Source organism: Peribacillus sp. NPDC096447 (assembly GCF_044762725.1).
In the GTDB taxonomy this organism is placed as follows: domain Bacteria; phylum Bacillota; class Bacilli; order Bacillales; family DSM-1321; genus Peribacillus.
Genome location: NZ_JBIWEV010000010.1, coordinates 22,771 through 37,104, shown reverse-complemented (window position 1 = coordinate 37,104; position 14,334 = coordinate 22,771). Strand labels below are relative to the sequence as shown.

General features: G+C 36.2%; 9 protein-coding genes and 1 pseudogene. All 10 read right to left on the bottom strand.

Features of this window, described 5'->3' with window-relative positions:
• Window positions 1–945 precede the first annotated feature (945 nt).
• A pseudogene (locus tag ACIQZD_RS23615) lies at window positions 946–1,980 on the bottom strand (glycoside hydrolase family 32 protein); the annotation flags it as partial.
• Between the two features lie 55 nt (window positions 1,981–2,035).
• Complete coding sequence (locus ACIQZD_RS23610; RefSeq protein ID WP_225988884.1) at window positions 2,036–2,938, bottom strand: ABC transporter permease; 903 nt, start codon at window positions 2,936–2,938, stop codon at window positions 2,036–2,038.
• Window positions 2,939–3,018: 80 nt separating this feature from the next.
• On the bottom strand, window positions 3,019–4,584 hold the full coding sequence (locus ACIQZD_RS23605) for a sugar ABC transporter ATP-binding protein (RefSeq protein ID WP_402906923.1): 1,566 nt from the start codon (window positions 4,582–4,584) through the stop codon (window positions 3,019–3,021).
• An 80-nt stretch (window positions 4,585–4,664) separates the two neighbouring features.
• The gene (locus ACIQZD_RS23600; protein ID WP_402906921.1) at window positions 4,665–5,645 is read right to left on the bottom strand and encodes a substrate-binding domain-containing protein; all 981 of its coding nucleotides are present in this window, start codon (window positions 5,643–5,645) and stop codon (window positions 4,665–4,667) included.
• 547 nt (window positions 5,646–6,192) lie between these two features.
• Window positions 6,193–6,945 (bottom strand): DeoR/GlpR family DNA-binding transcription regulator, encoded by a 753-nt coding sequence (locus ACIQZD_RS23595; protein ID WP_402906919.1) that lies wholly within the window; start codon window positions 6,943–6,945, stop codon window positions 6,193–6,195.
• Window positions 6,946–7,554: 609 nt separating this feature from the next.
• Window positions 7,555–8,112 (bottom strand): cysteine hydrolase family protein, encoded by a 558-nt coding sequence (locus ACIQZD_RS23590; RefSeq protein WP_402906917.1) that lies wholly within the window; start codon window positions 8,110–8,112, stop codon window positions 7,555–7,557.
• A 724-nt stretch (window positions 8,113–8,836) separates the two neighbouring features.
• Window positions 8,837–9,256 carry a VOC family protein gene (locus ACIQZD_RS23585; protein WP_402906915.1) on the bottom strand — a complete coding sequence of 140 codons (420 nt, stop codon included), beginning with the start codon at window positions 9,254–9,256 and terminating at the stop codon, window positions 8,837–8,839.
• Between the two features lie 318 nt (window positions 9,257–9,574).
• Entirely contained in the window at window positions 9,575–10,474 is a 900-nt protein-coding gene (locus tag ACIQZD_RS23580) for a DMT family transporter (RefSeq protein ID WP_402906913.1), read from the bottom strand.
• Between the two features lie 316 nt (window positions 10,475–10,790).
• Window positions 10,791–11,993 (bottom strand): aminotransferase-like domain-containing protein, encoded by a 1,203-nt coding sequence (locus ACIQZD_RS23575; RefSeq protein WP_402906911.1) that lies wholly within the window; start codon window positions 11,991–11,993, stop codon window positions 10,791–10,793.
• Between the two features lie 184 nt (window positions 11,994–12,177).
• Window positions 12,178–13,560, bottom strand: coding sequence for an aminotransferase-like domain-containing protein (locus ACIQZD_RS23570; protein WP_402906909.1), 1,383 nt, complete (start codon window positions 13,558–13,560; stop codon window positions 12,178–12,180).
• Window positions 13,561–14,334: the final 774 nt, after the last annotated feature.

Here is a 14,334-nt window from a genome sequence, read left to right as displayed (position 1 = left end):
TGTAGCTTGGTCTACAGCTTTAATATATAAAACTTCTCCAATGTATTTAGAAGCATCCCAGACGTATTTTTGATATTTTTCTTCTTTAAATTTGGTATTGGCTTGTCGAATTAATTCTTGATCATCAGAGGCTCTCACTAACGAAACATAGCGGTTGTTGATATCATTACCACCGCCCAACAGAAAGTTGATTTCTCCAGAGCCATCTAGTTTAAAATATGAGGAGTGCAGTTCACCTGTTGCGTCATCTCCCTTTTGAAGATCAGTAAACCCCCATAAGTGGTAGTTTCCTTGGTGGCCGAAATCCCCTCCCCAGTATGATGGTACATTTGTCACATGATCTTTTGTGAAAGCATTACCTTCGATTGTACTCCACCCAGTTAGATCACCTGTCTCAAAATCATGATTAGTAATTTCCTTCTCATTTGTCATGATGTTCTTACCAACTTGAACATCTTGGAATAACGTGGATGAATTCCAAACATTTAAGCCAAAATGCCCTGATGAAAAAGTTGAATCATTTACATCATGAATGAGATTACCATCTAAAGAAATTTTAATATTTTTCCCATGAGTGCTTGCTTTCAAATGGTACCTTTTATCTGTATCTAGATTTATTGTTTTTTCAGCTAGAATGGATATTTCTCCATTTTCGATTTTCATGATTTTTATTGTATCGTTTAAAGCATCGATATTCGCCATATAACCGTTTGTTGCATTAGGATCTGCACGAAAAACGAGCGAGCCAGCTCCATTGCCACCTTTTTCCCCAGATATCTCAATGTTTGCTTCATAAAAAAAGTTATCCCCTGTTTGACCACTCATTACAAAAGCATCCTCGGTAGAGGTTCCACTTTTTCCATTCATCGTGTTCTCCCAGCTTCCGTTTACATCTGTCCATTTTGATAAATTGGTTTCAAAGTTAGATGTATTCTTGAACTCCACATTTCGAAAGGCAGCCGTTGAATTCCACGCTGACAATCCATAGTATCCATAATCGAATTCTATATCTGTTTTTTTTATAACAGATTGATCGTTTACAGAGACTTGAATTTGATCCCCATCTGTTTCCACCTTCACATGGTAGGTAGTTGAAGTTTTGAGGGTAAAAGGTTTTCTCTCAATTTCCTCGTTTGTTCCATCTACATTCTTACTTAATGTTATGACATCGTTTTTGGCATCTAAGCTCGCAACATAGCCGTTCTTTGCACTCCTATCTGACCGAAAAACTAAACCGCCTGCCCCTTCTCTCCCATTCTTCTCATTAAGGGTAATATCTCCCTCATAGCTAAATGATTCACCTTTCTGGGATGACATGGTATAAGAAGTTCTGTCTAAGCTATTTGCTTGTATTCCACCATCTTCGCCGAATTCACTTGCATACTCCCACTCTTTTAAATTAGGTGAGGTATAAAACATGATCTTATCCTTAGCCGCTAACGACATAACCCATTGGTTTGATTCTTCATGCCAAAATACTTTAGGATCGCGCCAATCTTGTATAGGAGGGTCTGGCATTACGGGATTCCCTTTATACTTTTCCCAAGTTCTTCCTTTGTCTAGGCTATACGCTATACTTTGGACTTGCTTATCTCCTGCATGCGTAAAGATGGCAACCATTGCTTCTTTTCCAAAGCCAGCTGTATTGTTCCAATCAATAACAGCACTCCCCGAGAAAATCTGACCGTTTTCATCCGGCGATAAAGCAATCGGCAAATGCTCCCAATTAACAAGATCTTTACTGACAGCATGTCCCCAATGCATAGGTCCCCATGTCGTTCCATACGGATGATATTGATAAAACAAATGATATTCACCTTTATAAAAAACCATACCATTCGGATCATTCATCCAGTTAGCTTCAGGAGAAAAATGAAATTGATTACGGTATGGTTCATTATAATATCCAGGGTCTTCTGCATTTGCACTATTAAATGGTAAACAAGCAACAGTTGAACCTATTAGTAGAATACTAATAATCCTCTTCACTTTTATTTCACACCCCTTTTTTAAAATCTAAAATGACATGTGATCGTTATGCTGGACTATTTCCGCGCAATCGATCTAATAAAACGGCTGCTACAATAACTCCACCTTTTACAACTAACTGCCAATAATAGTTGACATCCATTAGAGTTAACCCATTACTGATTACCCCCATAATTAAAACCCCAATAATTGTTCCTATTATTTTCCCTTTTCCACCTGTTAAACTTGTTCCTCCTAGAATTACAGCAGCAATTGCGTCTAATTCATACATTTGACCAGCAGTTGGCTGTCCGGAAAACAACCTTCCCGCTAAAACGACTCCTCCTAAACCAGCTAGTAAACCACTAATCGAATACACATTGATTAAAGACTTTTCAACCTTAATTCCAGTTAACCGAGCTGCCTCTTCATTGCCACCAATCGCATAAATATGACGGCCAAACATCGTATATTTAAGAACAAAAAACATCACAACATATACTAAAGACATGATATAAATAGGAGTCGGGATTCCAAAAATACTTCCACCACCGATGAATTTAAATGTTTCGTTTTGTAAAACAATTGGATAACCGCCACTAATGACATAAGCGAGTCCACGAACATATGTGAAGCTGCCTAGTGTAACAATAAATGCTGGTAACTTTGCTTTGGCTGTGAGAAATCCATTAATCAGTCCTACTGCATACCCTACTAGTACGCCTGATAACATCGCAATTATAGGATTAACTCCTGCAGAAGAGACCATGACTGAGATAACGCCAGATAGAGCAACTGTTGCACCAACTGATAAATCAATACCACCAGTTAAAATAACAATTGTCATCCCAGCAGCTAAAATAGCAATAATAGAAACTTGTTTTAATACATTCAATAAATTAGCTGTATCTAAAAAATTTGGTGCTGTAAATGAAAGTACTACACACAATAATAATAAAATCATGATCATGCCAAGCCTATTCCATAAAGAATAAAGGACATTTCCTATATTTAGGCGTTGTGAATGTGTAATAGTTTGCGTATTCCCTCTCATTTCTCTCTCCCCCCTTTGGTAGCTAAACGCATAATTGTTTCCTGTGTAGCTTCTTCCTTCGAAAGCTCGCCTGTTAACCTTCCTTCACTCATGACAAGTATTCGATCACTTACCCCCAATACTTCAGGAAGTTCAGATGATATCATTAAAACGGCCAATCCTTCATCTGCAAGCTTTGAAACAATCTTGTGGATTTCAGTCTTGGCACCTATATCAACCCCTCGTGTTGGCTCATCAAGTAGTAATACCTTTGGTGCAATTGATAGCCACCTAGCGATCACTACCTTTTGTTGATTCCCACCACTTAAGTTTGATACTTGCTGTTCTGGGGAAGCTATTTTTATATTTAAGTCTTCAATATATTGGTTAGCGCTTTCATTTGCTTGCTTCCAACTAACAATTCCTGCTTTAGCATGTTTTTTCAATTCAGCCATTATGATGTTCTCTTTTACGGACATTGATAAAAATAACCCTTGTTCTTTCCTGCTTTCAGGTACATGTGCAATCCTATTAGCAATAGCATCTATTGAGGATTTGATTCTAACAGATTGACCATCAACCAATATTTCGCCACTTTTCAACTCGGACAATCCGAAAATGGCCCTAACCAATTCTGTTCTACCAGCTCCAACAAGCCCCGCCAAACCAACAATTTCACCTGGGTAAATTTTTAAAGATACATTCTTTACAATTGTGTTATCAGAAACATTTTTCAATTCAAGTACAGGTGAAACTTCCTTTGGATTTTTTGTGCCAAAAGCTTTTGAACGATTAAACAAGTCCTTTAAATCCCGTCCTACCATTAGCTTTACGAGATGATCAGGATTTGTCTCTTCAATCGGCCCACTTGTAATCCATTGACCGTCACGTAATACAGTGAACCTATTAGAAATTTTAAAGATTTCTTCCATTCTGTGAGAGATATATACAATAGCAACTCCCTGCTTTTTCAAATCATCAATAATTTCAAACAGCTTTTTTATTTCTTTATCTGTTAAAGAGGCGGTTGGTTCATCCATTATGAGTACCTCTGCATTAAAGGATAATGCTCGAGCGATCTCGACCATTTGTTGTTGAGCAACACTTAAGGTCGAAACCAATTGGCGTGGATTTAGATTCGACCCCATTGAATCTAACACGTCTTGGGCACGTTCATGGACCTCATCCCATTTCACCATTCCTAAACCATTTCTAGGAAAGTTCGAACCCATTAAGATATTTTCACTTATTGTTAAATTAGGAGAAAGGTTTAACTCCTGATGAATAACACTAATTCCTTTGTTCCTTGCATCAGTAGGGTCCTTCCATAAAATCGGTTGACCTTTTAAGTAGATTTTCCCACCATTGTCATCAGGTGTATGAATGCCTGCGAGGATTTTCATGAAAGTTGACTTTCCAGCGCCATTCTCTCCCATTAATGCATGTACTTCACCTGGATAAAGTTCAATTCTCACATTGTTCAATACGGTTACACTTGAGAACGTTTTACTAATCCCTTCCATATTTAACACTGGCTTTTTTAGACTTTGTTGGCCTTTAAGGGACATTTCATTGACAGCCATACCTTTATCTCACCCCTTATATTGATTTGAATAGGCTGAATAAAGGAGGAATCCTTATCAGCCTATTTATTGAAAGATTCTTACCAACCTTGGTAAGAATCTAATGTATCTTGAGTTACAATCTCAACTGGAACTTTAATAAGCTCCTCAACTTCTTCACCATTTTTCACTTTCATTCCGATTTCAACAGCTTTTTTGATCATGTTACTAGGTGACTGAGCGGAAGTTGCAGCAATTGTACTTCCTTCCTTTGCCATTGCTTTTGTTGCTTCAGGAGCACCGTCTACTCCGACAATGAAAAATTCATCTTTACGATTCGCTTGCTCTTGAGCAATTTCAACACCAATTGCTTCTGGATCATTAATCGCAAATACAGCGTCAATAGAGCCTGATGAATTAGCTTGTAAAATACTTTCCATCACCGTTAATGCCTTTTCGCGATTCCCTTCTCCATTTTGCTTCGCGATAACTTTAATTTCGGAATCCTTTATTGCATCTTCAAATCCTTGAATACGATCAGATACCGCCGAAACAGGAGGTCCATCAATAATGACTATTTTTCCTTTTCCATCTAATTTTTTAATCACATATTCGCCGGCTAGTTTACCAGCTTGATAGTTGTCTGAAGTAACAGTGGCATCGACACCACCTTCAGCATTGGTATCTACAGCAACTACTGGAATATCAGCAGCTTTGGCCTGTTGAACAGCTGCCGCAATTCCTTTAGTATCAACAGCATTTAAAAGAATGATATCTACCTTTTTCGTAATAAAGTTTTCAATTTGAGCTGCTTGTTTTGCTAAATCATATTCAGCGCTTTCAACTAGAACTTCAGCACCTAATTCTTTTCCTGCTTCTTCAGCACCTTTACCCATGGAGACGAAGAATGGGTTCGCTAAACTCCCCACCGCTACACCGATCGTTAATTGTTTGTTACCTTTTTGTCCTTCGTCACCGTCTGTTGATCCATTTGATGATTCACTAGCCCCACTACATGCCGTCATCGCGGCAATTACAAACGTCAAAAATATTATTCCTATTATTTTTACATAATTCACCATATTAATCCCCCTAGTTTTTGAAGATGAAAATAATTAGCTGCAGAACGAGAATTTGTTACCGCTCTCAACCTCTTTAACTAGATCACCTCCTTAAATGAATATTTTTGGTTGAAATAATGGAAGTATGGTTGATTTTGATAGTTATTTCACATTGACTATTTATTGATAACGCTTTCATTCCTTACAAAACAATATAATTACCCTTTAGACATTAGAATTATAATTGAATGAATTTGGTTGGTTTTGATTGATTTTGATTATATTAAAGCTGTTTGTAATTGTCAATGGTTCCAATTATTACAAAAAATATATTGATAAAATAAAATATTAAACGTTTCAAATGGAATGTTTAATAGATGGAGCAGATTTTCCCTCATTGTTAATTGGCCACATTACAATAATTTCAAGCATTCTTTATTATATTGATACAACAAAGGGGAAAATTTTCAATAAAAAATTTCAGAATTTTCAAAAAAGCTGGTATTCAAACTGTCTGAATCAGACAGTTTGAATACCAGCTTTCCTTCAACGATAGCAAATTTAGTTTTTAGTCCCTCACAATAATTATCTCCGTTTTCTCCTTATATTTTCCTAACGTTATTGTACCTTCTTCATTCGTAATAACTTTTGTCTGGTTTAAATCTGCAAACTTAGAAAATGATACTTCTCCAAATTTTGTATGATCTGCTAATACAAAGGCCTCACGTGACAAAAAAATGGCTCTTTCTTTTATTTGCGCCTCTTCTGGATCTGGGGTAGTCAATCCAAAATTATAATGAATAGCGTTCGCACCCATGAAACACTTATCAAATCTATATTTTTTTATACTTTCGTATGCATAACGCCCAACTGTTGCTTTGGTAATCTTTTTAACAAATCCACCAATAAAATATGTACAGATATCATTTTCAAGTAATGCATCTATATGATCAATTCCGTTTGTAATGACAACGATATCTTTTTGTCTTAAATGTTTGATCATCTGATACGTTGTTGTTCCAGCATCAAGATAAACACAGTCGCCGTCCAAAATTAGTTCTGCCGCATATTTTGCTATCTTAGCTTTTTCCTCAAGGTTCTGCGTTATTTTCTCAAACACACTTGGTTCGTCTCGTTTACTATGTAAAAGTGAAGCTCCACCATGTACACGTTTTAAGTAGTTCTGCTTTTCTAATTGATCTAGATCACGACGCAAAGTAGATTCTGAAGTATTTGTTAATTCTACTAGCTCATGAATCTTAACATTCTCCTTTTCTTTTAACAGCTTTAAAATTAATTGATGCCGTTCCGTAATAAGCATGATATCTCCTCCTCGTATTACACTTCTATTTAAAGGTTCTTCGTGTATTCTAGTTTAATTAATTTTAGTATATAGAATTTTGCAGTGACATGTGAGAACTATTAGGGTACCCCCATAAGAAAAAGGAGCTGTTGATCAGCTCCTGGTAATTTTAAGTAAGCACCTTTTTGTTGAATAAACAATTTAAAACCCATTACCTTGGAATATTATTCTCATTAATTCAACAGCCATAAAGTAAACTAAACCAACAAATATACTAAGACCTAAAGCTAATTTTCTCCAAAGTCCTTTCTCACTGAGAAAAGAGAAAGAGAAAGATATAATGATTCCACATATAATCAATACACGAAAAGTTGTTACTCAGGGTCAATTACTTGTGTTATATTTCCAGAAAAGAAACAAATAACCAAGGTAATTAAAGCAAACGAAATAACCCCTAAATATTTTTCATGATTAACCACCCTTCTCCTCAAGTTAATTTTACCAAATATCGTTATATATGTATTTTTTATTATCGGATTATCTTCCCCCTTTAGTTGCATAAAGAAAAAGCTGCCTTAAAAATAGCTCCGACTTTCGGCTAACGCACTTGTTAATTGAAGATCATCATTATCGATAATTATTGTGAACGGGTGCAAACAAATCTTCATTAGAATTTCTAACAAGTGAAAAATTGTCTACATTATAGTGACCGTGAAGGGTTTCATTGTGATGAAGGATTATTTGTTTTGCAGATAAGTTTTTGGAATCAGAAGTAGAATGTCCATCACCAACTAATGTTACATCAAAATGATTGATTGTTGCTGTTCTAACAGCTGAATCAATACAATGTTCCGTCTTACAACCCATTATTACAATATGGTCTACATTGTTTTTACTTAAATGTTCGTGTAATGGAGTTCCATAAAATGAATTTGTGGCAGCTTTATCAAATATGAGAGCAGTTGATGGTATTTTAATATCCCTGTGTATCTGGAATCCAGGTCCTTCACCATTTGAAACATCTAAATCTCTTATAAAAATAACGGGGATACTTTCATTTATCGCTTTTTCAATTACAGTATTAATGTTATTAACGATTTTTTCTTTCTCAAAGACTCCTTGTTCTTCTTTATTACCTTCTATTAATTCCTGTTGAGCATCGATTATCAGTAACGTTTGTTTCAATATTTTTCCCCCTAAAGTTTTTAACAGTTAGTTTTTTCCTATTTTTATTAAATGGTATTTTAAGCGCTTCTTACAAAGCTCTTTATATTTTCGTCAAAAGATTTACTAATACCTTCTTGAACTAACCTGCTCCCTTAGTTACATAAAGAAAAAAACTGCCTTAAAGACAGTCAATCGCTAACGCACCTGATATTTCAACAACGTATAAATAATAAGTTACTAAAGACCAGAATTATTTTTTAAATAAATAATACGTATTTTCCTTATATTTGCGCATATTAAAAATAATAACATTGAAAGCGAGATGGATACTTATTGTCTAAACAAGGGATGCAAAACAAGGATCAAACGAGAAAGCAAATCGAGAAACAGGATAAAAGAAATGATGTTGAACTAGGTAATGAATTTCAAATTGGAAACACAAGTTCACAGAGCACCAAAAAAAGTGGACGTCAAGTAAATAAAAAATAGCCTCGATCTATCGGGGCTATTTTTTCTATTTTGGTAAAATATCAATTATCTGAAATCAAACCGACAGCGCTGATCTTCAGCTAACGCACCCGTTAGTTCATTAAGAAAAGGGATTCTTAATGAATCCCTCCCTTTCGCGGAGTACTAATTAATCATTTGTTCGAGTAAATGATTCTGTAAAATAAATTGTACAAACCAGCGATGCGAGTAGTACAAACTGGACATGCATTAAGCTGAGTGCCCACAGTACGAATCACGCTTTTCTGGTCGATCCCAGAACCTCCAAATAGTGCTGATTGTACATAATGCCTAGGATGTTCCCAAAGGGATCAACCACTGAGGCAGTAATGAACCCCTGACCGCGAACTGTGGGTGCCTCGTGTTCTTTCGCCCCCATAGACAGCAGCTTCTCGAAAGTTGCTGTCACATCGTCGACGTGCCAGTACACGACTGCACCACCGGCCGGGCAGATCGACGAACCATCGGGCGCGTAACGGCTATCGATCAGGCCCAGCTCGTGCTGGTAGTCCCCGAGGCGAAACTCGGCATATCCTGGGCGTTCGAAGTATGGGTCGATACCCAACAGCTCGGCGTACCACTTCTTTGCCGCCACTAGATCAGCCGCCCAAAAACTGACTGTGGTGAGTCCTCGTAATGTTAATGTGTCGCTCATAATCGATTTCCTCCTTTATGTTGAGTAGTACGTCCCGATGCTAAACTAAATAATATCTTCTGATTAACTTCGACTTACTTACAAAAAACCCCTTCTCTTATTCAAGAAAATGGCTCATTTGTTGAATAAAGATCAAACAGTACTCTTCAACTATCCTGCCCCGTTAGTTCATTAAGACTTATTGTAGAGTGACATAAACTGTGCGACAGTTAAATAAAGAAGTAGTTTAGTGGAAGTAGGGTGATTAACAAAACTTAGACTTTTTATTTGGAATATAGTAAAAAGCAGTGAGGGATTTCCCCTCACTGCCCCGTTTCTTTATTTTGTTAAAATCTTCGTGTGTCGTTTCCGAAAATTAATTGAATTATTTTCACTAATAAAAGTTGAACCTAAAAGGAGTGTGCCACCTATGATTTGAACAATTGTCATTTTTTCCTGTAAGATTACAGCGGAAATCAGTATAGCTACAAAAGGATCTACATAGCTTAGCATAGCAATACTTTGCCCCTTTAACTTTAGCATACCAGAAAAAAACAACCAAAAGCCAATACCAGTGTTAACAACGCCTAAGAGTATTATGAAAGGAATGGAAGATCTTGTTGATACTTCCAAGATACCAAATCCCTCAGTGAATAATACATAGGGAAAGAGAAATAAAGCAGTCGTTCCAAGTTGAATGATTGTAATCTCTAACATGCCCATGTTTTGAATGAATTTATTTAATAACATTAAGGCTGCGTAAAATGCAGCCGCAACTAACCCGAAAAGGATTCCAAGTAGATCATCTTTACCAGAAGAGGCGCCAATGCCGTTTCCAATAATCAATAACATACCTAATATCGCTACACCAATACAAACAATTTTTTTAATTGGTAAAAGCTCCTTAAGCACAAATGGCGAGAGAACCATGACAAACACTGGCGCAAAATAATACCCAAGTGTTGCATTAGCAAGTGTTGTATGATCGTAGGATTGATAAAGAAAAATCCAATTCCCTCCCAATGCAATCGCAGAAAGAAAAAGGGTAGAAGCATTAACTTTCACTAATTTCCATGGAATGGATTTCTTCATAATGAAAAATACAAACACTAAAAAGAGACACCCAATTGAACTGCTTAGAAAAGCTGTTTCACTCGAAGATAAATCAATGTATTTCACAACTAAACCCATTGTACCGAAAATAATCATTGATAATATAAACTGAATTTTAGATTTCATCGTCTACTCCTTCGAATCTGCGAAACAGCTTATATATTTCGCAGATTCTTAATCTGTTTTATATATAAGCGTATATAAAGGAGTAAACGGTGGTGGTGGTGATGTCGAAACGGGCTTTGTAATGTATGGATTTATAAATGATATTGGCATAATAAGCCTCCTGATTATTCAAATGTAAGATTTATTAATAATACAATTAAAATCTTATTGTTTGAATTGGATTTTTTTAAAAATAGTGCTTCATTAAACATTTAGATGGTAAATATATTTATTAATGGTTTTGGTGTTTGATTTAATTATTTTTTGTTTCCTTTAGTTACAAACATATTGTCTCTTTATTTAGTTCACGATGTAATACATCACCCATACGCTTCATGCCTTCAATGATTTGGTCTTCAGGCATATTCGAGTAATTTAAACGTAAAGTGTTCTTCTGTGTGCCATTTGGAAAGAATGGAACACCAGGAACACAAGCAACATTATTTTTCAAGCACTCTGTAAATATATGTTTGGAATCAACCCCCTCTGGGAGCTCAACCCAAATAAATAAACCACCTTCTGGCTTACTGTAAGACAAATTTTCCGGAAAGAATTCTTTTATGCATTTTATCATTTTTGTACATCTTGCTTTATATACTGCTTTGATTTTTTTAATATGCTCTTCCATATCGTATAGTTCCATATACTTAGCTGTTATCCTTTGAGCAAAGCTGTCGGTATGTAAATCAGCTGTTTGCTTGAAAGCCACGTACTTATCAATAAATGATTGATCTGCACAAATCCATCCAATTCGCATGCCTGGAGTGAAAATTTTAGAGAACGTGCTCATATAAATTACTCTGTTCTCTGTGTCAAAATGTTTCACTGGCGGGATTCCCTCTCCAGCAAACCTAATAGCTCCATAAGGATTATCTTCTACAATCAGTACATCGTATTGATTAGCAAGTTCGATCATTCTTTTACGTCTTTGAAGTTTTAGTGTACGACCTGTAGGGTTCTGGAAATCGGGAATAGTATAGATGAATTTTGCGCTAGGTTGCTCTTGCAGTTTCCTCTCTAGCTCTTCCATTATCATCCCATCATTGTCCATAGCTACCTCCACAAAGTTTGCATTGTATGATTTAAATGCATTAATTGCTGCAAGATAGGTTGGGCTTTCACAAATTATAGTATCTCCTTCATTGATAAATAGTCTTCCAGTAAGATCTATTGCTTGCTGGGACCCTGAAGTGATAAGAACATTGTTAATAGCAGAGTTAATCCCAATGGCTTTCATCCTTTGACAAATAGCTTCTCTCAACGGACCATAACCTTCAGTAGTACTATATTGAAGAGACGCCGCGCCCTCTTCATTCAATACAACATTGCACGCAACTTTAAGGGCTTCAACAGGAAACAGCTCCGGAGCTGGAAGTCCTCCCGCAAAAGAAATGACTTCTGGCCTTTCTGTTACTTTTAATATTTCACGGGTCTCAGAAGAATTAACTAGACGGGCCCTCTCAGCAAATTTATTTTCCATTTGTAAACATTCCTTCCTTTAACATTTCAATTTTTTTACCTACCACTTTTAATTTTATTTGAATATTCAGATTTTTATATAAAGGGATAAGCCTATGACATCATCCCCAACTAAGTTTGAATTATCATAACACGTAAAAAAAAAGCCATACAATATAATTATTGTATGGCAAACAATATTTATTTTACATTTCAATTATTTTTCTAAGTATAATAAGAGCTTTTTCAAGTTCCTCTCTCGTTTCTGGAGCGCAAATCCCCACACGTACGGCATTTGCTGGTGCGACATTACCTACCGCAAATCGCCCTCCACTATATACCTGTACACCTTGTGCTGCAGCTAGTTGTTCAAATTGGTCACCTGTATACTGATGCGGCAGATGTAACCAATGAAAAATCCCTGTTTCTTCACCTAAACAGTTCTCTTTACCTAAATATTGATTGACCAACTGATTGCGGGCTTTTGTTTCCTCTTTATGAAATGCAACAATGTTTTCAAACTGATTCGATACAATTACTCGTGATGCTAACTCTGCAAGTAGTGGCGATACGGAAATATTCAAATTATAAAGAGCTTTTCGAGTAGAATCCAGGTATTTTAAAGGAACTGCCACATAAGCAAGACGGAGTCCAGGTGCCATCGATTTCGATAAACTCGCTATATAAATCGTATGCTCAGGGGCATATGTCGCTACAGCCGGCAACACTTTTTCTTGGATTAAATGATACGCTCCATCTTCAATAATAAATAAATTATACTTTACAGCAATCTCAGCAATAGCCTTACGAGTTTCAACGCTCATCGTATAAGTCATCGGATTCTGATAATCTGGAATAATATATAATCCTTTAATATTTTCATTTTTACATGCATAAAGAAGTGCTTCCGGACTCATTTCATCAGATTCTGAACGAATCGGTACAAGCTGAATTCCCAGCATGGCGGCTGCTGTCTTTAGGCCTGGATATGTATGGTGATCTACACCAATTCGATCTCCATGCTGACAAAGGCTTGCAAGTGTTGCTGTGATGGCGTTTTGTCCGCCAGTAGCAAGTAAGATATGTTCTCTAGTCGTTTCAAAACCGGCAAATTTCAATAATTTGACGCCTGCATCTTTTTGCCAAATCGCATCGCCTGGCCGACTGTATCCAAACCATCTCGCACAATCTGATTCTTGTAACATCGATTGCAATAAGTCAAATAAAGGTCCATACGACACACGATCTGGTAAAATTGCTCCCATTTCAATTAAATGCTTTGGCTTTTCTTCTGCAAGCAAATAAGCGTTCGAAATCGCATCATACGAAACATAAGTGCCACTACCAATGGTCGCACTGACCAGTCCTTTTAACTCAGATACTTTAAAAGCTTTCGAAATCGTACTTAGATTCACCTCTAAGTAATCCGCTAGCTCTCTTTGTGGTGGAAGTTTCGTGCCAGGCACTAAGCGTCCCTCTATAATATCATATTCTAACTGCTTAGCTAATGCCTGATAAATCGGTCTATCTTCTCGATTTATTGTCGGCTTCCATGTCATTGGATAATCCTCAAACGAATTAATCGGCACATTCCTCATCCTTTTTCACACAATCATTAATCATACAATTATAAAATTGTATGGCAACAAATTCAAATCCATAAATTCTTTTAAAATTTTTTACTAATAGAGTGCGGAATGCTCGTTGCCCCGGAACATACATGCAGCATGGATATTCCGGAAGGGAACCCATTAGTGGAAAAAACTGTGGAGTTACACGCAGCCTCCATATTACCTTTTTTATCCATAATCAACATTCCTTATTAATTAATAAGAGCATACTTAATAACATTTATTTCAAATTTTGATCATTTGCACAATTAGTTACTCCAGAATATGGCTCATTTAAAGATCAAACAGCACTTTACAACTATCCTGCTCCTTTAGTTCCATAAGAAAAAGCTGCCTTAAAGACAGCTCCGATCTTCAGCTAATGCACCCGTTAGTTTAAGTGTATTAAAATACAAACTTAGTTGGTTTTGTTTAATAAGAGAGGTGTGCTCATTGAATAAGAAAAAGGCTTTACTCTTTATTGAAGTAAAGCCACACGTTGAACAAGTAAATAAGATTAGTACATAAATCAAAACTATAATTCCTATTAACATAACAAAAAGGGAACTCAAGAACCCATTATTTATTAAAGATTTCCATAAATTCTTTTTCTCATTCTCATTAATTCTCATACAAAACCTCTTTCATTTTACTATTTCTTAATGAAGTAAAGCACCCGTTAGTTTAAGTACAAACCTTCACAATCTTGCTAACCTGCCCCTTTTGCATAAGAAAAAGCGATCCTTCTTAATC

Bases quoted from the DNA above. Each gene is read 5' to 3' on its own strand.
- ACIQZD_RS23610 (WP_225988884.1), bottom strand. From the start codon at position 2,938: ATGATCATGATTTTATTATTATTGTGTGTAGTACTTTCATTTACAGCA.
- ACIQZD_RS23605 (WP_402906923.1), bottom strand. From the start codon at position 4,584: ATGGCTGTCAATGAAATGTCCCTTAAAGGCCAACAAAGTCTAAAAAAG.
- ACIQZD_RS23600 (WP_402906921.1), bottom strand. From the start codon at position 5,645: ATGGTGAATTATGTAAAAATAATAGGAATAATATTTTTGACGTTTGTA.
- ACIQZD_RS23595 (WP_402906919.1), bottom strand. From the start codon at position 6,945: ATGCTTATTACGGAACGGCATCAATTAATTTTAAAGCTGTTAAAAGAA.
- ACIQZD_RS23585 (WP_402906915.1), bottom strand. From the start codon at position 9,256: ATGAGCGACACATTAACATTACGAGGACTCACCACAGTCAGTTTTTGG.
- ACIQZD_RS23580 (WP_402906913.1), bottom strand. From the start codon at position 10,474: ATGAAATCTAAAATTCAGTTTATATTATCAATGATTATTTTCGGTACA.
- ACIQZD_RS23575 (WP_402906911.1), bottom strand. From the start codon at position 11,993: ATGGAAAATAAATTTGCTGAGAGGGCCCGTCTAGTTAATTCTTCTGAG.